Below are 23,037 nucleotides of genomic sequence, written 5' to 3' on the forward strand. Positions count from 1 at the left end.
ATCGCCTCAGAACAGATCGCTACGCGACTTCAGCAAATTTTCGACATCCTTATCCACCTTAATATGAATCTCATGCTCAATTTTGACATTCATATTGATGGTGATCGGCTCCTTGGACGCGGCGATTTCAATACGCGGCGTACAGCCTGCCAGCAGCAGGGTCGCCAGCGCCGCGGTGAACAGTTTTATCATTTTGGTTCCTTACATGTATCCGTACAGCGCGGGGCAGGCAGTTTCGCATTCTGCTCAAGCCATGCCTGCAAATTATCGCCGAAGCGCAAACTGCGCCACAGATCGAAAATATTCTCTTCATGGGTATAGTTTAAATGCACGGTGCTGCTTTTTCCGTCCACTCGACTGGTGCCGCTAATCGCCGCGCTCATCGTCAGCTTGCCAAGATTATCAAGGTTGATACGCGTCCAGGATTTCGAGACCTCCATATAGCGCAGCCAGTTAATCGCCGCGCCCGCGGAGACATTATCGGCCACCAGCGCATCGGCGGTGTCTTTATCCAGACGCATGGTCATCGGGCCGGGGTTGCTAAACCAGCCGTCTTTAATGATCCATTTCTCGTTGTTCAGCCATAGCGGTAACGCGCCGTTAAACGCGCCAGAGACCGCAAATTGTTTTACCTTGATGGCGCTGATTAATTCACTACTGGAGATATTCTGCAGACGCAGCAGCGCCGGCTGGTGCTGCGGCATCCTTAGCTGCTGCATGGTCAGCTTGCCGCCAAGGATATCAACATTGACGTTGCTCAACTCCAGCGGATCCTGCTCGCTCCAGGGCCATGTTCCCTGGAGATCGGCGCTCAGGTTTTTGGCGGTAAACTGGTTGACGATTTCGCCAATGCGCAGCGAAACCGGGCGGCGGGTACCGAGCTGCCAGCTCCCGCCGCTGAAGCGGAACGGCAGAACAAAGTCGACGCCGTTGATCTGGTTGTCCGGCATCCAGGCGCTACCGCCTTTTAAGACCCCGTGCCCACCGGCCTCAAAGCCCTGCCCGGCTGCCGCGGAAAATGCTACCTGCGCATACATATCACCTTCACGCAGGGTCATTTTCCAGTCCGGCGGGATCAGCGGCTGGAATACGCTTAGCGCCTGTTTCGGCCACCATGCCTGGCCACGCAGGCGTTCGCCGTCCCAGCGCCCGGTCAGACGAATCGGGCCGATTTTCTCCGCGTGTAATGAGCCGTTGAACAGGAACCAGGTCGGATCGCGGCCATCAATATTAAATTTGAGCGTTGACGGCGGCAACACGCTGCCGCCGCTAAAGGTGGTTTTACCGGCATCCAGCGACAACGCGCCGCTAAATTTCGGATGCTGCTCATTACGCAGCCAGTGAATGGGTTTATCGAGAGTCAGGCGCGGCGTGCTGACCAGCATGGTGCCGTACTGTAGCTTATCGAACCCGGTCGACAGGCTGTTAAGGATAATGGCGCTGTCCCGCCACTCACCGGCGCCTTTCACATCCCAGCGCGCCTGCATCGGCGTAAAGTGACCATCGCCCCAATAACGCCACGACCAGCGACCGCGGTCGGGCATAAAGTTGTCGGCCTGCCCATCCAGATGCAGGGTAAAATCGCCCATTTCCTGTTCATGGGCGCGCAGTATCGCCTGCAGGCGGCCATCCACTCCCTGCTGAGTCACTTTCACCCCCGCCAACGGCAGGCGGATCTCATCGATATTCAGCGAGTCGATCACCCGCCCGCGCGAGCGTAGCAGCGCCCCGGGATGAAAAGCCAGCTCTGGCGTCATCAGCGGGCCGCTCAGTTTAGCGGGCAGCACAGCGTAAAAAATCATATCGTCGAGCTTGGCTTCGCCGGTCAGGCTAAGCGGCATGTCGCTGTGGTCCATACTCAGCTTACCTGGGCCGATATTCAACACGGCGTTCCCCTTACCCGCTTCGCCGTGCGTTAACACGTTGAGCCGGCCGCTGATTTCCATCTCTTCGGTGCCTTTCTGCCAGTCGCCAACCGATAGCGCAACCCGCCCGCTAAGCGGATAGCCGGCATACACCGCGTTCCAACGCCCATCGCTGATGGTGATACGTTCAGGGGTTATCTCCCACGGCAGGTCGAGCATCGGCTCAACCTCGCCACGCGGCGTGACCAGCAGCTGACCACGGTTTTTCTGCCATTCCAGTTCCGCATCCACCAGACCCGGCGTTTGCGGGAATTCGAAGGTGCTGACCAGATGGCCATCGACCGGTAGGCCATCCGGCACCAGCGGCATTTCGAATTCACCGACCAGCTTAACCGGCGCCTGATCTTCCACCAGCCGCGCGCTGAAATTGCTGACCGTTAAGGTCTGGCCGCGCAGTTTCGCCTGTAGCGTAACCTCTTTGCCGGAATAGCCGATATCCTGCTGCCCAGGCGTCAACGACATCACCAGTTTCCCCTGCCATTTTTCCCACGGCGACAGGCGCAGATTGTCGATAGTTAACCAGCTATACGGCAGCATCGATTGCCACTCGGCGAGGGTTCGCGGCGCGCCGGAGAGCGGCTCGCTGGCGGGGACCTTAGCCAGGCAGGCGCTATTGATATCCAGTTCACTCAGGTGTAGCCGCCAGCGGCTGGGACGGGTAAGGCGCGCGTTGCTGACACGAGCAATTTCACAATCGCCCACCAGGTAGCGTAAATCGGGGATAATCAACGAGGAGCGCGTCAGGCGCGGACTTTCGCCAAGCGAGATACGCGTGCCGACCGGCAGCCAGATACCCGCCAGCGTCGGAACCCAATGCGTTAATGTGGCCAGCAGGGCCAACGGCAGCAAAATTAGAGCTAATAACAGCGCAAGAGCGGCTTTATATTTACCCTTCATGGGCAGTCAAATCCTGATTCTAAGTAAAAGCCGATAGGCGCCTATTGTGGCACGTTCGACCCGCGAGTGAAAGTTAACGTCCTGATTAAGGATAGTCGCACTCATTTCTGCTGAATAACTATTTAGACTTCGTTTAAATTGTGCCTGCGACACTTGGAAAAACAGGTAATAAGGAGCCGTTATTCCGTGGAGCTCATTATCTCGCTGATCGAACGCGCGCAGAGCCACTATTCATTGGTATTACTGATTGTTTTTCTGCTGACGTTCAGTAAATCCTGCGCCCTCATCTCTTTTGTGATCCCCGGCACCTCCGGTTTGCTGGTGCTCGGGGCGCTGGCGTCAACCAGCATCGGTCATTTCCTGCTAATGTGGCTAAGCGCCAGCCTGGGCGCAATCGGCGGATTCTGGCTCTCATGGCAAATTGGCCGTCGCTATCAGCATCATCTGCCGCGTCTGCGCTGGCTCAATGCCGAGCGAGTACTGCGCAGCCAGCTATTCCTGCGCCGTCACGGCGGTTGGGCAGTATTCTTTGGCCGCTTTCTGTCGCCGCTGCGCGCAACGTTACCGCTGGTCACCGGCGCCAGCGGTACCTCGCTATGGCGTTTCCAGGTTGCCAATGTGGCATCGGGTTTACTCTGGCCATTTATCCTGCTGGCGCCGGGGGCATTCAGCCTCAGTTTTTGGTGAAACGTATTGTCTTTTAAAGAGATTTCTTAAGACTGCGATATGCTCTAGAATTAATATCATAACCTGATGATTAAACTAATTTTTAATATTTGTAAGATTATTTTAATTATGCTACCGTGACGGTATTATCACTAGAGGAAAGCCTTATGAAAATCGCTGTTTATAGTACCAAGCAGTACGATAAAAAGTATCTGCAGCATGTTAACGACGCATACGGCTTTGAACTGGAATTTTTTGACTTCCTGCTGACCGAAAAGACCGCGAAAACGGCCAATGGTTGTGAAGCGGTATGTATCTTCGTTAACGACGACGGCAGCCGCCCGGTGCTGGAAGAGCTAAAAGCCCACGGCGTGAAATACATCGCGCTGCGCTGCGCCGGGTTTAACAACGTCGATCTTGATGCGGCTAAAGAGCTGGGCCTGCGCGTCGTGCGCGTCCCGGCCTACTCGCCGGAAGCCGTTGCTGAACACGCCATCGGTATGATGATGTCGTTGAACCGTCGCATTCACCGCGCCTATCAGCGTACCCGCGATGCCAACTTCTCGCTGGAAGGGCTGACCGGCTTCACCATGTACGGCAAAACCGCAGGGGTGATCGGCACCGGTAAAATCGGCGTCGCGACGCTGCGGATCCTCAAAGGTTTCGGTATGCGCCTGCTGGCGTTTGATCCCTACCCGAGCGCGGCGGCGCTGGATCTCGGCGTTGAATATGTCGACCTGCCGACGCTGTACGCGCAGTCCGACGTCATCTCTCTGCACTGCCCGCTTACCAACGAAAACTATCACCTGCTCAATCAGGCGGCGTTTGATCAGATGAAAGACGGCGTGATGGTCATTAATACCAGCCGCGGCGCGCTTATCGATTCACAAGCGGCTATCGACGCGCTGAAGCATCAGAAAATCGGCGCGCTGGGAATGGACGTGTATGAAAATGAACGCGATCTGTTCTTTGAAGATAAATCGAATGATGTCATCCAGGATGACGTGTTCCGCCGGCTCTCCGCCTGCCACAACGTGTTGTTTACCGGTCACCAGGCGTTCCTGACGGCTGAGGCACTGATCGGTATTTCCGAAACAACGTTGGGTAATCTGCAACAGGTTGCTAAAGGCGAAACCTGCCCGAACGCGCTGGTCTAAGTATCTTTCCCCTTTTGTGCTCCCCGCTAGCGGGGGGCACATTCAGACAATCCCCACAGATCCTGCCTGCATTACAGTTACACTGTTTTTCGTTTTATTGATATGACAAATGTTTTGGAGTACGAATGAATAAGTTTGCTGCACTGCTGGCGGCGGGCATGCTGCTATCGGGCTGCGTATACAACAGCAAAGTTTCTACCAACGCCGAACAACTACAACATCATCGTTTTGTGCTGACCAGCGTTAACGGCCAGGCGCTACCGGCAAGCCAGACGCCGCCGCCGGAAATTAGCTTCGGCGAAAAAATGTATGTGTCAGGCACGATGTGCAACGGCTTCAGCGGCCAGGGCAAACTGTCAGACGGCGAGCTAAAAGTTGAACAGCTGGCGATGACGCGTAAGCTGTGCGCGGATCCACAGCGGAACGCGCTGGATAATACCCTCAGCAAAATGCTGCGCGATGGCGCGCAGGTCGATCTGACGGAGAATCAGCTCACGCTGGCGACCGCCGACCAATCGCTGGTGTATAAACTCGCCGATTTAATGTAGCGATACGCCTTGCGTACTAGTAGTTTCCGCAGCTTCCGCCCGCTAATGCCTGCTCGCTGCAGCGTTTACCATTCGGTAGCGCGCACATACCAATAGCGCTGCCATCAAGCTGGCGGGCAACGGATAATGAACCGCCAACCATCGCGCAATTCGCCTGGCCGCTGTCGCTCATCGCCGCGCGCATGCCGGGCGGTACGTGTGCCGCAGTGGCTTGTTGCACCGGCTCGTTGCTACAAGCCGACAGTAATAACGCAGCGCACCCCACTAAAAACGCAGCTCGCATTCTCTCCCCCTTTCAGAAACATCTTAGAATAAACAAACTCAAGAATAATAGGCAGCGCAGCGCCTGTCGTCGAGAGGCGAAATACGTATTTATGCGCCTCATTAACATTTTCTAGCAAATTTTCCGCTTAAAGCTTGATCTCGTCAGGCAAAGCGCAGCCCCCGCGCGGCTTTTATCCCAGCCCGAAATATTTTCCCGACGAAAAAATCACGCTTGCAGCGACCGGGCAGCATAGTTTGCTGATGGTGATTGCGGTGCCGGGTGCCTCCCGGTGAATTAGCCAGTTCGAACTAATTCGCGTGCTAATTTTCGCCAACAGGAGACTGAACTGAACGCTCCGCCGCAGAGGGGAATTCACCGCAGCAAATAAATAGCATGCGATTGCCGGTTGGCTAAAAGCTATTAAATTTAAAAATATATTTTGCTTTATTTAAGTGGTGCATCGCCGGTATCCGTCACTACCTTTTGAGCCCTCTGGCCAGCCACTTTTCTGTTTTTCCGCCAAAAAATTGATCCAAACATAGATAAGGACATTCCCAAGGACACAAATGCGAAAATGGTCGCGGCGGGCGTTTGCTAAAATATGGAAATAACAACAGGACTCGTCGCCGTTTCACGAGTCCCTTCTTTTTGCGCAATGTAAGGGTGTCTTCTTATGATTACGATTGACGGTAATGGCGCGGTCGCTTCAGTCGCGTTTCGCACGAGTGAAGTTATCGCCATCTACCCGATTACGCCCAGTTCAACGATGGCGGAGCAGGCCGATGCCTGGTCTGGCGATGGGCTGAAAAACGTCTGGGGCGATGTCCCCCGCGTGGTCGAAATGCAGTCGGAAGCTGGGGCTATCGGCGCCGTGCACGGCGCGCTGCAGACCGGCGCCCTTTCCACTTCCTTTACGTCATCGCAGGGCCTGCTGCTGATGATCCCAACGCTATACAAACTGGCCGGCCAGTTGATGCCCTTTGTCCTGCACGTCGCCGCCCGTACCGTCGCCACTCACGCACTATCAATTTTCGGCGATCATTCCGACGTGATGGCCGTGCGCCAGACCGGCTGCGCGATGCTGTGCGCCAGCAGCGTCCAGGAAGCGCAGGACTTCGCGCTGATTTCCCATATCGCCACGCTGCAAAGCCGCGTGCCGTTTATTCATTTCTTCGATGGTTTCCGCACCTCGCACGAAATCAACAAAATCGCGCCGCTGGCGGATGACACCATTCGCTCCCTGCTGCCGCAGGATAAAATCGCCGAGCATCGCCAACGCGCCCTTAATCCAGAGCATCCGGTCATTCGCGGTACATCAGCCAACCCGGACACTTATTTCCAGTCCCGTGAAGCAACCAACCCTTGGTACGACGCGGTATATGAGCACGTAGAAACGGCGATGAATGATTTCGCCGCCGCAACCGGTCGTCAGTACAAACCGTTCGAATTTTACGGCCATCCGCAGGCGGAACGGGTTATTGTCATCATGGGGTCCGCTATCGGTACCTGTGAAGAGGTTGTTGATGAACTGCTGAGCCGTGGGGAAAAAGTCGGCGTGCTGAAAGTTCGCCTCTATCGGCCGTTCTCCGCCGCGCATCTACTGCAGGCCTTGCCGGAGAGCGCCCGCGCGGTTGCCGTACTGGATCGCACCAAAGAACCCGGCGCGCTTGCCGAACCGCTGTACCTCGACGTGATGACCGCGCTGGCGGAAGCCTTCAACCGCGGCGAGCGCGAAACGCTACCGCGTACTATCGGCGGCCGCTATGGCCTCTCCTCCAAAGAGTTTGGCCCGGAATGCGTGCTGGCTATCTTTAATGAATTACAGGCCGCACAGCCAAAACCCCGCTTTACCGTTGGCATTTACGATGATGTGACGAACCTTTCGCTGCCGCTGGCGGAAAATACGCTACCGGCGGAAGCGAAGCTGGAAGCGCTGTTTTACGGCCTCGGCAGCGACGGTAGCGTCTCAGCGACCAAAAACAATATCAAGATTATTGGCAATTCCACGCCGTGGTTCTCACAGGGCTATTTTGTCTATGACTCGAAGAAGGCCGGCGGCCTGACCGTCTCGCATCTACGCGTCAGTGAAAAACCGATCCGTTCGTCGTACCTTATCTCGCAGGCCGATTTCGTCGGCTGCCACCAGCTGCAATTTATCGACAAATATCAGATGGTCGAACGGTTGAAGCCCGGCGGCATTTTCTTGCTCAATACGCCCTACAGCGCTGATGAGGTATGGTCGCGCCTGCCACAGGAAGTACAGGCCGCGCTGAATCAAAAGCAAGCACGTTTTTATGTGGTCAACGCGGCGAAAATCGCCCGCGAGTGCAGCCTTGGCGCGCGCATCAACACCGTTATGCAGATGGCTTTTTTCCATTTAACCCAAATCCTGCCGGGCGACAGCGCGCTGGCCGAGCTACAGGGCGCGATTGCCAAAAGCTACAGTAGCAAAGGCCAGGAGCTGGTGGAACGCAACTGGCAGGCGCTGGCGCTGGCCCGCGAATCGCTGGCGGAAGTGCCGCTGCAGCCGGTTAACGCCAGTAGCCCCAACCGTCCGCCAGTGGTCTCCGATGCCGCGCCGGACTTTGTCAAAACCGTCACCGCAGCGATGCTTGCCGGTCTTGGCGATGCGCTGCCGGTCTCCGCGCTGCCGCCAGATGGTACCTGGCCCATGGGCACCACCCGTTGGGAAAAACGCAACATCGCCGAAGAGATCCCTATCTGGAAGGAGGAGCTGTGCACCCAGTGCAACCACTGCGTCGCCGCCTGTCCGCATTCGGCGATCCGCGCCAAAGTGGTCGCTCCGCAAGAAATGGAAAACGCGCCAGCCAGCCTGCACTCGCTGGATGTGAAATCCCGCGATATGCGCGGGCAGAAATACGTTCTGCAGGTCGCGCCGGAAGATTGCACCGGCTGCAACCTGTGCGTTGAAGTGTGTCCGGCGAAAGATCGCCAGAATCCGGACATCAAGGCCATCAATATGATGTCGCGCCTTGAGCACGTCGAAGAAGAGAAAGTCAATTACGATTACTTCCTCAACCTGCCGGAAATCGATCGCACGAAACTTGAGCGCATTGATATTCGTACCTCGCAGCTGATTAGTCCGCTGTTTGAATACTCCGGCGCCTGCTCGGGCTGCGGCGAAACGCCGTATATCAAACTGTTGACCCAGCTGTATGGCGATCGGATGTTGATTGCCAACGCCACCGGTTGTTCGTCCATTTACGGCGGCAACCTCCCCTCAACGCCTTATACCACTGATGCTAACGGTCGCGGTCCGGCGTGGGCCAACTCGTTGTTTGAAGATAACGCTGAATTCGGCCTGGGTTTCCGCTTAACCGTCGACCAACACCGCCAGCGTGTGATGCGGTTGTTGAGTGAATTTGCCGATAAACTCCCGGCTGAACTAAATACCGCGCTACATGCGCAAGCGACGCCGGAAGCGCGCCGCGAACAGGTAGCCGAGCTGCGTCAGGCGCTGACGGGCGTCTCCGGGGCCGAAGAGCTGCTCACCGATGCGGATGCGTTAGTCGAGAAGTCGGTCTGGCTTATCGGCGGTGATGGCTGGGCCTATGATATTGGCTTTGGCGGCCTTGACCACGTGCTGAGCCTGACGGAAAACGTCAATATCCTGGTACTCGATACCCAGTGTTACTCCAACACCGGCGGGCAGGCATCGAAGGCGACGCCGCTCGGCGCGGTCACCAAATTTGGCGAGCACGGCAAACGTAAGGCACGCAAAGATCTCGGCGTGAGCATGATGATGTACGGTCATGTCTATGTGGCGCAGATTTCGCTCGGCGCGCAGCTTAACCAAACGGTGAAAGCCATTCAGGAAGCGGAAGCCTATCCGGGCCCTTCGTTGATTATCGCCTATAGCCCGTGCGAGGAGCACGGTTACGACCTGGCGCTAAGCCACGACCAGATGCGTCAGCTAACGGCCACCGGCTTCTGGCCGCTGTATCGCTTCGACCCGCGCCGCGCCGATGAAGGCAAGCTGCCGCTGGCGCTGGACTCACGCCCGCCATCAGACGCGCTGGCTGAGACGCTGCTTAATGAGCAACGCTTCCGCCGCCTTAACGCCCAGCAGCCGGAAGTGGCCGAGCAGTTGTGGAAAGACGCGGCCGCCGATCTACAAAAACGCTATGACTTCCTGGCCCAGTTGGCAGGTAAAGCGGAGAAACCGACAACCGAAAGCTAAACCGGCTGACGGAAATCTGGCGCTATAAAAAAAGCCCGAATAGTAAATCTATTCGGGCTTGTCATTTTCCGACAAATTAATCATTCAATATGAATGAGACGGCAATAATATAAATTCTCAATGACAATAAAGGCATATAACGCAGGCAGAATACGATATTCAACCTATATTGTATAATTTTTATTTTATATATATCACCCCCAAACATTCACGCTGGAAATTATCATTACCGTATATTTATTTGCTTTAGAATTTACTTATATTGTAACAATTGATACTTATCATATCAGAATGCGCTCCTTTAGCATGGCCGTACTTCCACCCAGGAAGTTAAAACAAAAAAGTTAAAGGAATATCCAAATGAAAAGAAAAGTACTGGCATTGGTTATCCCGGCATTATTGGCTGCCGGCGCTGCTCACGCGGCAGAAATTTATAATAAAGATGGCAACAAATTAGATCTCTACGGCAAGGTAGACGGTTTACATTATTTCTCCAGCGACTCCAGTAAAGACGGCGATCAGACCTACCTGCGCTTCGGCTTTAAAGGTGAAACGCAAATTAACGATATGCTCACCGGCTATGGTCAGTGGGAATACAACGTTCAGGCCAACAACACCGAAAGCTCTGGCGATCAGGCGTGGACTCGTCTGGCGTTCGCCGGGATCAAAGCGGGCGACTACGGTTCATTCGACTATGGCCGTAACTACGGCGTCCTGTACGACGTAGAAGCCTGGACCGATATGCTGCCAGAGTTCGGCGGCGACTCTTATACCCAGTCCGACAACTTTATGACCGGCCGCGCCAACGGTGTCGCAACTTACCGTAACAGCGATTTCTTCGGTCTGGTTAACGGCCTGAACTTCGCGCTCCAGTATCAGGGTAAAAACGAAAACCAAGCCAGCCATGAATTTAATTCTTCCGCCAGCCAGGAAGGAACCGCTAACGGCGATGGCCGCAGCGTGAAAAACTCCAACGGCGACGGTTTCGGTATCTCCTCTACCTATGATTTAGGTATGGGCGTCAGCCTCGGCGCGGCCTACAGTTCTTCTGACCGCACCAACGAACAGACCCATCAGTCTACCGCGGGCGGCGATAAAGCCGATGCCTGGACCGCAGGCGTGAAATATGATGCGAACAACATCTATCTGGCGACCATGTATTCAGAAACCCGTAACATGACGCCGTACGGCAATCAGAACGGCACCATTGCTAATAAAACGCAGAACTTTGAAGTAACCGCACAGTATCAGTTCGATTTCGGCCTGCGTCCGGCAATTTCCTACCTGCAATCCAAAGGTAAAGATCTGGTTTACAAAGGTCAGTATGCCGATCAAGATCTGGTTAAATATATGGATGTCGGCGCGACCTATTACTTCAACCGTAATATGTCTACCTACGTTGATTACAAAATCAACCTGCTCGACGGCAATGACGACTTCTATAAAGACAACGGTATTTCTACCGACAATATCGTAGCACTGGGTCTGGTATATCAGTTCTAATGCTTGCGCCCGCCGTTCACGGCGGGCGCTTCACTTAAACCAACAATAAATTGCCAGTTGTCGTACCAATTTGTGATTCACGCTATAGTAGAACCTCAATCCTGATGGCATACTGTTTTGGTGGTTATTAAAACAGGAGGTTTTATGAGTAGAATGATTCTGGTACCCATCGATATTTCTGATAAAGAATTTACTCAACGTGTGATCCGCCACGTTGAATCCGAAGCACGCGTCGATGACGCGCAGGTGCATTTCCTCACCGTTATCCCTTCGCTACCCTACTACGCCTCTCTGGGTATGGCCTATACCGCTGAACTACCGGCTATGGATGAACTGCGCGCCGAATCGGAAGCACAGTTGCGTGAGCTGGCAAAAGGCTTCGCCATTCCGGAAGACAGAATGCATTTCCATGTTGCCGAGGGCTCGCCAAAAGATAAGATTCTGGCGCTGGCTAAATCGCTGCCCGCCGACCTGGTCATTATCGCTTCGCATCGCCCGGACATTACTACCTATCTGCTCGGCTCTAACGCCGCAGCGGTGGTGCGCCATGCCGAGTGCTCGGTGCTGGTCGTTAGGTAATCCCAAGCCCGCCGCCCGGCGGGCTTTACGCATTCTACCTCTCGAGTGACATATTCAGTATGTCGGAGGTGCATGGTTCTTTTGCAGGAATACCTACAACCCCACCAGCAAACGCTCCTTCACAATAAGTGATCTGCTTTTCAACCTGTAATCTGAAGAAGATTAAAGCGCACTTGCGCACTTGCGCACTGTGCATGAGTGCATTACAATATCCACATAAAGGATCAGGGAGGCTTAAATGGAATGCAGAATCACATAGGTAGCTTCCGTGATGTATGGTTGGAAGAATTTTTTTTACACTCGGCGCCACATAAAAAAGTTCCTCCAGACATACATACCACGCTAGCCCGCAAGCTCGATATCATCAATGCTGCCACTACCTATCTGGATTTACGATCGCCACCTGGCAATAGATATGAAGAGCTAAACGGCAAATTGGAAGGTTATTCGTCAATCAGAATTAACCAGCAGTACCGCTTAATATTTAAGTGGGTGGATGGTAAAGCGGAAGACCTTTACCTGGATCCACACAAGTACTAAATAAGGATGCCAGTTGCAGCTGGCACCTTTTGAAACTCAAAAACCTCAAGGGAATACTATGAAACAGGCAACCAGAAAACCAACTACCGTAGGTGACATCCTGCTGTATGAATACCTGGAGCCGCTAGATTTGAAAATCAACCAACTTGCGGAAATGATACATGTGCATCGTAATAGTGTAAGTGCATTAGTTAACAACAACCGCAAACTCACTACTGATATGGCATTTCGCTTGTCTAAAGCCTTCGATACCACCGTTGATTTCTGGCTTAACCTTCAGGCGGCGGTGGATTTGTGGGAGGTTGAAAATGACACCCGCGCGCAGGAAGAATTTAGCCGCATTGTTCCCGTCTCCAAATTTATCGCCAGCAAAGCTGATAAGAAAGTCGCCTGATTCCACGCGAGCCCGCTTAATTGCGGGCAGTTCATAATGGCGAGCAAAAACCGCACTACTCAAACAACAGTCCAGGAAGCCGTTGGCAGTCTGCAGTAAAACGCGCTGGTATTCGCCGCAAGAATCCGTACCATACGCGGCATACTTTCGCTTGCTGGCTCCTGTCGGCTGGCGCTAACCCGTCTTTTATAGCCAATCAGATGGGGCATGAAAACACGCAGATGGTGTACGAAGTTTACAGTACATGGATTGAAGAGATGAACGGCGACCAGGTTTCAATGCTGAAATCCCGGCTTGGGCTTTAAATCATTTTGCCCTCTATATGCCCCTTTTAGTTTCAGAGAACGTTAATAATGCAAGATAATCAGCAAGTTACAAAGAAAGAAAAATACAATATCGACAAACTGCAGAAACGTCTTCGCCGCAATGTCGGTGAGGCGATCGCCGACTTCAACATGATTGAAGATGGCGACCGCATTATGGTCTGTCTTTCCGGCGGCAAAGACAGCTATACCATGCTGGAAATTCTGCGTAGCCTGCAGAAAAGCGCGCCTATTTCTTTCTCGCTGGTGGCCGTTAACCTCGATCAGAAACAGCCGGGCTTCCCGGAACACATTCTGCCGGCCTATCTGGAACAGCTGGGCGTTGAGTACAAGATCGTCGAAGAGAACACTTACGGCATCGTTAAAGAGAAAATCCCGGAAGGCAAAACCACTTGCTCACTGTGTTCTCGTCTGCGTCGCGGCATTCTCTACCGTACGGCGACCGAACTGGGCGCAACCAAAATCGCGCTCGGCCATCACCGCGACGATATTCTGCAGACGCTGTTCCTCAACATGTTCTACGGCGGCAAAATGAAAGGTATGCCGCCGAAACTGATGAGCGATGACGGCAAACATATCGTTATCCGCCCGCTCGCCTACTGCCGCGAAAAAGATATCGAACGCTTCTCGCAGGCCAAAGGCTTCCCGATTATTCCTTGTAACCTGTGCGGCTCCCAGCCTAACCTGCAGCGTCAGGTGATCGCCGATATGCTGCGCGATTGGGATAAACGCTATCCTGGCCGTATCGAAACCATGTTTAGCGCAATGCAGAACGTGGTGCCGTCGCACCTGAGCGACGTCAATCTGTTTGATTTTAAATCCATCACACACGGTTCTGCGGTGGTTGACGGCGGCGATCTGGCCTTTGACCGCGAAGAGATCCCGCTGCAGCCTGCGGGCTGGCAGCCGGAAGAAGAAGACGCTCAGTTAGATGAACTGCGTCTGAATGTGGTTGAAGTAAAATAACAGGCAACACGTCTCCGGCAAGCGCCGGAGACCGTCACTTGCCGCCCTTACTTCAGCAAACGTACACGGCAGGACTTGCCTTTGATCTTGCCGTTTTGCAGCTGCTTATACGCCTTCTGCGCCACGCCCTGACGGATAGCGACATAAACATGCGCGGGATGAACATTGATCTTACCGATATCCGCGCCATCAAACCCCATATCGCCAGTTAACGCCCCCAGCACATCGCCCGGACGCATTTTCGCCTTTTTGCCGCCATCAATACACAGGGTCGCCATTTCCGCCTGCAGCGGCGCAATATGATTACCCGCCGGCGCGTTAACCCAGTTGAGTTTGATCTGCAGCATTTCGGCAAGAATGTTAGCGCGCTGCGCCTCTTCCGGCGCGCAGAAACTAATCGCCAGGCCGCTTTCGCCTGCGCGCGCGGTACGCCCGATACGGTGAACGTGAACTTCAGGATCCCACGCCAGTTCAAAGTTAACCACCAGCTCCAGCGATTTGATATCCAGCCCGCGCGCCGCCACGTCGGTGGCGACCAGCACGCGGGCGCTACCGTTGGCAAAACGCACCAGCGTCTGATCGCGATCGCGCTGCTCCAGGTCGCCATGCAGCGACAGCGCGCTCTGGCCGGCAGCGTTTAATGCATCGCACACCGCCTGACAATCACGCTTAGTATTACAAAATACCACGCAGGAAGCCGGCTGATGCTGGCTGAGCAATTTTTGCAGCAGCTTGATTTTACCGCTTTGCGAAACGTCGAAGAACTGCTGTTCAATAGACGGCAGCGCATCAACGCTATCGATTTCAATCGTCTGCGGATCCCGCTGCACCCGCCCGCTGATTGCGGCAATAGCTTCCGGCCAGGTCGCGGAGAACAGTAAGGTCTGGCGCGAAGCTGGCGCATAACGAATCACTTCATCGATGGCGTCGCTAAAGCCCATATCGAGCATCCGATCGGCTTCATCCATAACCAGCGTCTGCAACGCGTCCAGCGATACGGTCCCCTTCTGCAGGTGGTCAAGCAGGCGGCCAGGCGTGGCGACAATAATATGCGGCGCGTGCTGTAAGGAATCGCGCTGGGCGCCGAAAGGCTGGCCGCCGCAGAGGGTTAATACTTTAATATTTGGCAAAAAGCGCGCCAGGCGACGCAGTTCGCCAGCGACCTGATCCGCCAGTTCGCGGGTCGGGCACAGCACCAGTGATTGGGTCTGGAACAGACCGGCGTCAACGTGCTGTAGCAATCCCAGACCAAAGGCCGCCGTTTTACCGCTGCCAGTTTTCGCCTGTACGCGCACATCCTTCCCGGCCAGGATAGCCGGCAATGCGGCGGCCTGCACCGGCGTCATCGCGTGGTATCCCAGTTCGTTAAGGTTGTTCAGTTGAGCTTCGGGCAAAAGGTTCAGTGTTGAAAAAGCGGTCACAATGTTTTCTCGCATTAAAGGGCGGACAATCTGCAGGCGCGTATCCTCGCAGATCTCCGCTCTTGATGCGACAATTTAATCGGATCATCGTCCGGCGGCGGGTCGGGAAGCGGGTGCGGACGGGGCCGCGGATCGGGTACGGGCACCGGGTCGTTGGGCTCAGGGCCGATGGGTATCGACTGCAAGGAAAGCGCCAGGTTACGCATAGTTTATCCCCTCTCTTTACAGGACTATTCTTTAAGCGTAGAAGTTAGCTGGCAGAGGGCAAAAAAAAAGCCGACTCAATGAAGTCGGCGTCGTACGAATCAATTGTGCTATGCAGTAATTCAAAAAAGGAAGTAAGACAATATGGAGCGCAACGCCCATCGCTTGACGTTGCATTCACCTGCGAGAGAGATATTGCCCTGAATGGGTAGATGGTTTATTGATTTCGCTCAAATATTGCCGGGGTTTCAGCGGCAAAATCGCCTGAAAAGACAATTTCTTACAACCATTTACTACGATGTAACCACCAGGTAACACCACCGATTAGAACGACTAACATTACGCAAAATATCGAAAAACCAAGATGCCAGCTGTTACCCGGGATACCGCCAAGGTTGACGCCAAACAGCCCGGTCAGGAAGGTGCTGGGCAAAAAAACCATCGCCATCAACGACATCGTGTAAGTCCGTCGCGACAGCGACTCCTGCATAATCTGCGCGATTTCATCGCTCATGATTGCCGTACGGGCAATACAGCTGTCAATCTCATCAAGCCCCCGTCCAAGACGGTCGGCAATATCCTGCATCCGGCGACGGTGATCGTCACTCATCCACGGCAAGCGCTCACTGGCAAGACGGGCGTAGACATCGCGCTGGGGAGCCATATAGCGGCGCATCACGATGAGCTGCTTACGCAGCAGCGCCAGAAATCCGCGCGGCGGCACCTGCTGGTCGAGCAGGTCATCTTCAAGGTCGATAATCCGGTCATGCAGCTGTTCGATAAACTCGCTGGCGTGATCGGTCAACGCATCGCAGATTTCCACCAGCCAGCTGCCGCAATCCGTCGGCCCGTTGCCCTCCTGCAGATCGCCCAGCACGTCATCCAGCGCCAGCACCTTGCGCTGACGGGTAGAGACAATCAGCCGCTCGTCCATATACAGACGCATCGCCACCAGTTGATCGGGGCGTTCATCGGTGCTGCCGTTGATACAACGCAAGGTAATCAGCGCGCCATCGCCGATGCGCGTCACCCGCGGACGAGTGCTTTCCCCGGCCAGCGCGTCACGAACGTTATTCGGCAACAGCGGCGTGGCGGCTAACCAGTCGGCGCTGTCGGTATGGGTATAATTGAGATGTAGCCAGCAGGGATTGCTCTTATCGATATTATCGTTATCAGCCAGCGGCTTTACGCCGCCCTGCCCGTCGAGCACCCATGCAAAGATGGCGTCCGGCACTTTCAGCTCCGAGCCCTTAATCGCGTCCACTGAACCTCCATTAATGCATGCCTGTAAAAAGCGTGAATAATCCATAAGGTACGCTATTCGGCTGAATTTCGCCTCCCGCAATCGTCGCAATCGCCTAACAAGTAGGCAGCATACCGTTTTAATGACGCTAATGGCACAACAGCACAAAAGTAGTTTGGGCTGCCAGAAAGGGAGAACCCGCCATTGGCGGGTTCTTATTAGTTCGTATCAGTCGTCGGCTAATCCACAGTATTAACCCTTGCCATCGTCTGGGCGGGCGCAGGGCAGGATTAGCAGGAAGCGTTCATTTTTTCTCTTCCGCATAGCGGCGGGCGTTATCGTGTAAATTGGTGCACATGGGTATTACTCCATTTTTATAAGCAGACTAAGAGCCTATCCCATTAGGGCTATTTTACTTGCCATTTTGAACCAGGGCAGTGCTCGAAATCCTCACGTACTACGTGTACGCTCCGGTTTCTGCGCGCTGTCCGTGTTCAAACTGGCTGCGCCAATTACGCCTACTGGGATAGGCTCTAATCCTAGAAGCTTCCGTCAGATTTGCCACATTCCTGGCTAAAATTTTTCCCAGCCTAGCACCGATGCCCCCAGTAATCCCCCTTCGCGACTAAATTGCCCGGCGACCAGTAGTGGCTCAGCGCTCTTCAGCAGAATCTTTGCCCGCAACGCTGTATCAAGGCGCGCCAGCAACGCCGTTTCACCCGCCAGCCCGCCGCCAGCGACGATTTTATGCGGCCCGAGAATGTTCACCGTATGGGCCAACGGTTCGCTTACCAGATCGAGCCATACTTCGAGGGTCAACACCGCAGTCTCTTCCCCCGCCTTGCCTCGCGTTACAATCTCGACACTGCTTAGCGTCTGGCCGCTAAGTAGTTGGTGCAGCCGCTGCATCCCTTTTGCTCCGCCAAGGGTATCAAGACACCCCTGCTGTCCGCAGCCGCAGGTTAACCGCGGTAACTCAATTCCCAGTAGATGAGTGCGCGTAATGGGTCCGTGCCCCCACTCGGCGCCGATCCCCTGATTGCCGTAGAGAATATTACCGTTGATGGCAATCCCACCGCCGATCCCGCTGCCGAGGATCACGCCCAACACCACCGGCAGATCTTTTGCCGCGCCGAAACGCGCCTCGGCTAAGGTAAAACAGTCCGCATCGTTGGCCATCGTCACCGGACGCCCAAGCTCAGCCTGCAGCGATTGGGTAATATCAATACCGGCGAACGGCGGAATGTTGCTCGACAGAATACGGTCATTGGCGACATCCACCACTCCGGCGCAGGAGAGCGCCAGTGGACTCTGTTCACTAATCGCATCGCCATATTGCGCGATAATCTCCTGCACGGCGCAAACGAAGTCGGGCCAGGAGCTTAGCGGCATCGCCCGCTGGCGCGGCATAACCAGTTTCCCCGGCGCTGGAGAAACCGCGCTTTTAATAAAGGAGCCGCCAATATCCAGACACAGCACGCTGTTACTCATAGGCGCGAATCCATTAAATCACGCAGGCCATCGCCCAACAGGTTGAAGCCCAATACCGAAAAGACAATAGCCAGTCCCGGCCATAGCGAAATTCCCAGGCTGATGCCAAGGAAGTTACGCCCGTCGCTCATCATTGTCCCCCACTCCGGCATCGGCGGTTGCACGCCCATGCCGAGGAAGGAGAGCGAAGCCGCGGCGAGGATCACCGAGCCGCCGGTCAATGTCGCCTGCACGGTAATCGGCCCCAGGGTATTACGCAGAATGTAGTGAATTATCTGTCGGCGGTAGCCAATCCCCAGCGCCCGCGCCGCTTCCATGTACTCCATATTCTTGATGCCCAAGGTAAGGTTACGGCTGAGACGCGCGTAAACCGGCACCGAGAAGATAGCGATCGCCAACAGCATATTCATCAACCCTGCGCCGAGGACGCTGACCAGCAGGATAGCCAGCACGATGCCGGGAAAAGCGAAAATGACATCCATCACCCACATAATCAGGTGGTCGACACTTTTACCGCACAGGGCGGCGATAATGCCCAGAGGCAGCCCCATCAGTAGCGACAGCGCCACGCTGACCACCACTTCAATCAGCGAGATCCTGGCGCCGTAAATGGTGCGGGAAAAGATATCGCGGCCATAGTCATCGGTGCCCAGCCAGTGGTCGGCCGACGGCGCGGAGAGAATATTCAGCAGGTCCTGCGCATAGGGATCGTAGTGGCTTAACCACGGCGCGAAGAGCGCACATACCAGGATTAAGGCGACGATGATGCCGCCAAGGGTCAGCGAGGGATGCTCCATCCCCCAACGCAGGCCGCTGAGAACGCCGCTGCGCGATTTGGCGAGTGAAATTTCCGACATATCAGTCAAACCTTATTTTCGGATTGATTCTGGCGATAATCATCTCGCCAACCAGGTTCATCACCACCACGCTTGCCACCGTAATCATCGTCACTCCCTGGATGACGGGGTAATCGCGATAGCGTACCGAATCCACCAGATAGCGGCCTATCCCAGGCCAGTTAAACACCGACTCGGTCACCACCGCGCCGCCGATCAGGCTGCCGAAGTTCAGTGCGATAATCGTCACGATGGGGATCAGCGCATTGCGCAGCGCATGCTTGAAATAGACCTGAAACGGCGCCAGCCCTTTGGCCCGCGCGGTGCGGATGTAATCCTCTCCTAATACGTCAACCATACTCGAGCGGGTCATCCGCGACATCACCGCCATCGGGAAAATCCCCAGGCAAACCGACGGCAGGATATAGCTTTTCCAGCCTTCGGCGCCCAGTAGCGGCAGCCAACCCAGCTTCACGGAAAAGGTATCCATGGCGATCAGCGCTAGCCAGAAATTGGCTATCGACGCGCCGGCAATCGCCACCAGCATCAGCACATGGTCGGCCACATGATTGCGGTAAATCGCCGCGCACATTCCCATTGGAATGCCGAGGATCACCGCCATCATCCACGCCAGCAATGCCAGGCCTAAAGTATAAGGAACCCGCTCGCTCATTTCGGCGGAGACCGGCTGGCCGGACTTCAACGAAGTGCCAAAATCCCCCTTCAGCATTCCGCTAACGAAATGGCCATACTGCACCGCCAGCGGATCGTCCAGACCGAGGCGCGTATGCATACGGCTGACATCATCCTGGGTGGCCTGCGGCCCGGCCATCAGGCGGGCCGGGTCACCGGGGAGCATTCTGATCGCCATAAAGACAATCAGCGATGCCCCCAGTAGGATCAGCGGCAAAGAAAGCAGTTTTTTAATCACATAAGCTTTCATAACAACTCCACGCTGGCCCCAGCGTTATGGTTTTTGCGCTTCGGTAACGATAATTTCGCCGCCCGGTTCCATTCGCACGCCTTTAATGGTGGCGCGGGTGGCGTACAAATCGTCCTGGAAGTAGAGCATCACATGCGGCGCGTCGTGCATAATGGCCTTTTGCGCCGCCACATATTCGGCGATACGCGCGTTGTCATCCATGGTGGTCGCCGCTTTGTCTAACAGCTCATCCACCTGCGGGTTGCGGTAGAATCCGAGGTTGGCCCCAGCCGGCGCGGCGCTCTGCGAATAGTAAAGCGGGCGCAACTGCAAATCAGATCCATTAAGCCCGGAAGACCAGGAAGCCAGCACCGCATCGGTACGGTTGGCCAACTTTTCCGCCGCCGGGGCAAACGCCGCTTTGCTCCAGACGCCGCTCTCCATCTGCTGGATATTGAGCTTGACGCCAACTTTGGCCCACATCGCCTGCAGGATTTGCGCGGTACGCGCATCCGGTCCCTGCACGGCGATGTTCATCTCAAAACCCTGCGGATAACCGGCCTCTTTTAATAGCGCTTTCGCTTTATTGAGATCCCACGGATAGTCGTTGAGGGTTTTATCATATCCTTCGTTCACCGGGGCCAGCGGTGAGTTGGCGGCAGAAGCAAACCCAAACATCACCGCCTTCAGCAGCGCTTCTTTGTCGGTCGCCAGGTTCAGCGCCTGACGCACGCGGACATCATTTAGCGGTTTTTGCTCAACGTTGAGCGCCACCCAGAATACGGATGCACCCTGCCCCTGCTCCAGCTTCACCTGCGGGTTGCTTTTCAACTGCAGACCAAACTGCGGCGGTACCGGGTTAATCACATCGACCTGACCGGAAAGCAGCGCCATGTTCATCACCGACGGCTCCGCGCTCCAGGTCCACTTAATCTCATCCGGGCCGTGATTCTCGCCCCAGTATTTCGGGTTTTTCCTCTCCAGCACGTATTCACCGGTTTTATACTCCTGCAACATATATGGGCCGGTACCGTCCGCTTTCCGGCCAATGGTGCCAGCTTTCGCCGCCGCCGGACTCACCATCTTCGCCGAGCCGCCGGTCAACAGATTGAGGAAAGAGGGATAGACCTTTTTCAGCGTAATCTCGACGTTGTCATCATCGAGCTTCTTCACGGATGCGATCACGTTGCGCATCCGCGAACTGGCTGCCAGTCCGCCTTTCGGGTCGATATGTCGTTCGATATTGGCGACTACCGCATCGGCATTGAACGGCGAGCCGTCATGGAAAGTGACGTTTTTACGCAGGGTAAAAGTCCAGACTTTACCGTCATCGCTGACCTTCCAGGCGGTAGCCAGCGCCGGGGCGATTTTGAAATCCGGCGACAAATCCACCAGACCTTCATACATCGGTTTTAATACGGTATCGGTAAAGGTCGCGGTTTGGTCGCCCGGATCCATGCTACGCGGAGGTTCGTTTTGCATCACGTTCAGCGTTGCCGCCTGCAGCGCCGTCGCTCCGCCGGCTGCCAGTAAGCCTGCCAGAATGGCAAGTCGATATTTATTCATAATTGCCTTCATCCGTTAACCCCTACCTGTCTGTTATGTCGCCAGTTGTGGCTGTTATGTTGCGATTAGGTTTTCTTTTTACCTAAAACAGAGTCCCATAAATGTGATATTAGCCATGATTAACGCTTAATTAGGTAATAAATTTAACTTATATGTGATGGTTTAGTTATTTTTGAAAATAAACTGATTGCTAAAGCGCCAGTCCGCGATTATGTTCAGAAAAAAGCGTTATGGCTGAGTAACTATGCTGAACAAACTCCACCAACAATTGATTCATCTGGTCTGCAGCGAGGAAGGCGCCAGCCGCGCAGATCTCGCCCGCCTGACGGGTATGAGTAAGGCGGCCATTGGCGCACTGGTAAAAGAGATGCTGGCTGATGGTCTGCTACAGGAGAGCGATATGGCCGCTTCCGGCGGTCAGGGACGCCCCTCCGTCACCCTTTCGCTGGCGCCGGACGCCGCTTACGCCATCGGCATCTCGCTGATTGATAACCAGTTGGTGTTGGTGCTGATGAATGCCAGCGGTGAGAAAATCGCCGAGCGCCTGCTCACGCCGCAGCTTGAAATTCCCGACGTAATCCAGCAACTGGCGGGTGAAATCCGCAGTTTGTTAAACGATACGCTCATTGAGCGCCAACGGCTGGTCGGCATCGGTTTTGCCCTGTCTGCCTTTGTCGACGCTGCGCAATCGGTCTGCGTACAGTCGGCGTTGCTCGGCTGGCATCAGGTGCCGCTGGCTGAACTGTTAAGCCGCGCGACCGGCGGGATCCCGGTATTTATTGAAAACGACACCCGGGCGCTGGCGAACTGGGAGAAAACGTTTGGCCATCTACGCAAGCTGGAGAGTGCAGTGGTGATATCGCACGGCAGCGGCATCGGCAGCGCGGCGGTTATCTATAACCGAATCTGGCGCGGCGCCCACGGCGGCGCAGGCGAAATAGCCCACTGCACCATCGTGCCGGCGGGCACGCCTTGTCGCTGCGGGAAGCGTGGCTGTCTCGACACCATCGCGTCTCTCACCGCCATCTTTGAACAGGCGCGCATGGCTGGTATCGACACCGACCACCTGGATGAACTGGAGGCCATGGCGCGTAAGGGCCACACCGCCGCCATCCAGATCCTGCATCGGGCCGGCGACGCCTTAGGATTGGCTATTTCACATCAGATCCAGACCCACGATCCGGCGGCGATCATGCTTGCCCACCAGCCGGATAGCTTTAACGGTTTACTGAATACCGTGATGCAACAAGCCATTGAAACCAACCTGCTGCCGGGGATGGCGGGGAAAACGCCGCTTATCTATCGCCCGCTGGCTCCAGATAGCTGGGCGCTCGCCGCGGCGAGCGTCGCTCTGACTCACGTTCTCTTTCCAGGATAATTTCGAGGTCCC

General features: G+C 55.0%; 20 protein-coding genes and 1 pseudogene. 11 read left to right on the plus strand and 10 right to left on the minus strand.

Going from position 1 to position 23,037, the window contains the following annotated elements; all coding sequences use genetic code 11:
• Window positions 1-6: 6 nt before the first annotated feature.
• Both PGR79_RS02090 and PGR79_RS02095 read right to left on the minus strand, forming a co-directional pair.
• A complete protein-coding gene (locus PGR79_RS02090; protein WP_213316211.1) occupies window positions 7-192 on the minus strand; it encodes a YnbE family lipoprotein in 186 nt (61 codons plus the stop codon).
• Window positions 189-2,822 (minus strand): YdbH family protein, encoded by a 2,634-nt coding sequence (locus PGR79_RS02095; protein ID WP_430920978.1) that lies wholly within the window; start codon window positions 2,820-2,822, stop codon window positions 189-191. Before PGR79_RS02095 ends, PGR79_RS02090 begins: the two co-directional genes overlap by 4 nt.
• Before the next feature lie 186 nt (window positions 2,823-3,008).
• On the opposite strand from PGR79_RS02095, the gene PGR79_RS02100 reads away from it, so the two are divergent.
• The 3 genes from PGR79_RS02100 to hslJ all read left to right on the plus strand — a co-directional run bounded on the left by PGR79_RS02100 (window position 3,009) and on the right by hslJ (window position 5,193).
• Complete coding sequence (locus PGR79_RS02100; RefSeq protein ID WP_430920980.1) at window positions 3,009-3,509, plus strand: DedA family protein; 501 nt, start codon at window positions 3,009-3,011, stop codon at window positions 3,507-3,509.
• Window positions 3,510-3,655: 146 nt separating this feature from the next.
• Window positions 3,656-4,645, plus strand: a complete 990-nt coding sequence (locus PGR79_RS02105) for a 2-hydroxyacid dehydrogenase (RefSeq protein ID WP_015366323.1) — start codon at window positions 3,656-3,658, stop codon at window positions 4,643-4,645.
• A gap of 125 nt (window positions 4,646-4,770) precedes the next feature.
• Window positions 4,771-5,193, plus strand: coding sequence for a heat shock protein HslJ (hslJ, locus tag PGR79_RS02110; RefSeq protein ID WP_087859451.1), 423 nt, complete (start codon window positions 4,771-4,773; stop codon window positions 5,191-5,193).
• Between the two features lie 16 nt (window positions 5,194-5,209).
• On the opposite strand, the gene PGR79_RS02115 is transcribed toward hslJ, so the two are convergent.
• Entirely contained in the window at window positions 5,210-5,476 is a 267-nt protein-coding gene (locus tag PGR79_RS02115) for a putative hemolysin (RefSeq protein WP_032711780.1), read from the minus strand.
• 655 nt (window positions 5,477-6,131) lie between these two features.
• Between PGR79_RS02115 and nifJ the strand changes: the two genes are divergently transcribed.
• The 7 genes and pseudogenes from nifJ to ttcA all read left to right on the plus strand — a co-directional run bounded on the left by nifJ (window position 6,132) and on the right by ttcA (window position 13,964).
• Entirely contained in the window at window positions 6,132-9,659 is a 3,528-nt protein-coding gene (nifJ, locus tag PGR79_RS02120; protein ID WP_087859450.1) for a pyruvate:ferredoxin (flavodoxin) oxidoreductase, read from the plus strand.
• 360 nt (window positions 9,660-10,019) lie between these two features.
• Window positions 10,020-11,162, plus strand: coding sequence for a porin OmpC (gene ompC / locus PGR79_RS02125; protein WP_087859449.1), 1,143 nt, complete (start codon window positions 10,020-10,022; stop codon window positions 11,160-11,162).
• A 144-nt stretch (window positions 11,163-11,306) separates the two neighbouring features.
• Window positions 11,307-11,741 (plus strand): universal stress protein UspF, encoded by a 435-nt coding sequence (gene uspF, locus PGR79_RS02130; RefSeq protein ID WP_015366316.1) that lies wholly within the window; start codon window positions 11,307-11,309, stop codon window positions 11,739-11,741.
• A 243-nt stretch (window positions 11,742-11,984) separates the two neighbouring features.
• A complete protein-coding gene (locus PGR79_RS02135) occupies window positions 11,985-12,281 on the plus strand; it encodes a type II toxin-antitoxin system RelE/ParE family toxin (protein WP_113373210.1) in 297 nt (98 codons plus the stop codon).
• Window positions 12,282-12,339: 58 nt separating this feature from the next.
• On the plus strand, window positions 12,340-12,675 hold the full coding sequence (locus tag PGR79_RS02140; protein WP_113373209.1) for a HigA family addiction module antitoxin: 336 nt from the start codon (window positions 12,340-12,342) through the stop codon (window positions 12,673-12,675).
• 29 nt (window positions 12,676-12,704) lie between these two features.
• A pseudogene (locus PGR79_RS02145) lies at window positions 12,705-12,980 on the plus strand (tyrosine-type recombinase/integrase); the annotation flags it as partial.
• Between the two features lie 48 nt (window positions 12,981-13,028).
• Window positions 13,029-13,964: a tRNA 2-thiocytidine(32) synthetase TtcA gene (ttcA, locus tag PGR79_RS02150; RefSeq protein WP_032711785.1), complete on the plus strand. Its 936-nt coding sequence runs from the start codon at window positions 13,029-13,031 to the stop codon at window positions 13,962-13,964.
• 47 nt (window positions 13,965-14,011) lie between these two features.
• Here the strand turns inward: ttcA and dbpA are convergent, their stop codons facing one another.
• The 7 genes from dbpA to PGR79_RS02185 all read right to left on the minus strand — a co-directional run bounded on the left by dbpA (window position 14,012) and on the right by PGR79_RS02185 (window position 21,659).
• The gene (gene dbpA / locus PGR79_RS02155; protein ID WP_430920982.1) at window positions 14,012-15,385 is read right to left on the minus strand and encodes an ATP-dependent RNA helicase DbpA; all 1,374 of its coding nucleotides are present in this window, start codon (window positions 15,383-15,385) and stop codon (window positions 14,012-14,014) included.
• Window positions 15,386-15,399: 14 nt separating this feature from the next.
• Window positions 15,400-15,591, minus strand: a complete 192-nt coding sequence (locus PGR79_RS02160) for a hypothetical protein (RefSeq protein WP_087859447.1) — start codon at window positions 15,589-15,591, stop codon at window positions 15,400-15,402.
• A 278-nt stretch (window positions 15,592-15,869) separates the two neighbouring features.
• Window positions 15,870-16,853 (minus strand): zinc transporter ZntB, encoded by a 984-nt coding sequence (zntB, locus tag PGR79_RS02165; protein WP_045397470.1) that lies wholly within the window; start codon window positions 16,851-16,853, stop codon window positions 15,870-15,872.
• Between the two features lie 552 nt (window positions 16,854-17,405).
• Entirely contained in the window at window positions 17,406-18,323 is a 918-nt protein-coding gene (locus PGR79_RS02170) for an ROK family protein (RefSeq protein ID WP_430920984.1), read from the minus strand.
• Window positions 18,320-19,180: an ABC transporter permease gene (locus PGR79_RS02175; protein ID WP_087859443.1), complete on the minus strand. Its 861-nt coding sequence runs from the start codon at window positions 19,178-19,180 to the stop codon at window positions 18,320-18,322. Before PGR79_RS02175 ends, PGR79_RS02170 begins: the two co-directional genes overlap by 4 nt.
• A gap of 1 nt (window position 19,181) precedes the next feature.
• Complete coding sequence (locus tag PGR79_RS02180) at window positions 19,182-20,102, minus strand: ABC transporter permease (RefSeq protein ID WP_032711787.1); 921 nt, start codon at window positions 20,100-20,102, stop codon at window positions 19,182-19,184.
• Between the two features lie 24 nt (window positions 20,103-20,126).
• Window positions 20,127-21,659, minus strand: coding sequence for an ABC transporter substrate-binding protein (locus tag PGR79_RS02185; protein ID WP_430920986.1), 1,533 nt, complete (start codon window positions 21,657-21,659; stop codon window positions 20,127-20,129).
• Window positions 21,660-21,891: 232 nt separating this feature from the next.
• On the opposite strand from PGR79_RS02185, the gene PGR79_RS02190 reads away from it, so the two are divergent.
• Window positions 21,892-23,025: an ROK family transcriptional regulator gene (locus PGR79_RS02190; RefSeq protein ID WP_213316221.1), complete on the plus strand. Its 1,134-nt coding sequence runs from the start codon at window positions 21,892-21,894 to the stop codon at window positions 23,023-23,025.
• Window positions 23,026-23,037 lie beyond the last annotated feature (12 nt).

The sequence above is a fragment of the Klebsiella sp. 141161 genome, from assembly GCF_050600815.1.
GTDB classification, from domain to species: Bacteria; Pseudomonadota; Gammaproteobacteria; order Enterobacterales; family Enterobacteriaceae; genus Klebsiella; species Klebsiella aerogenes.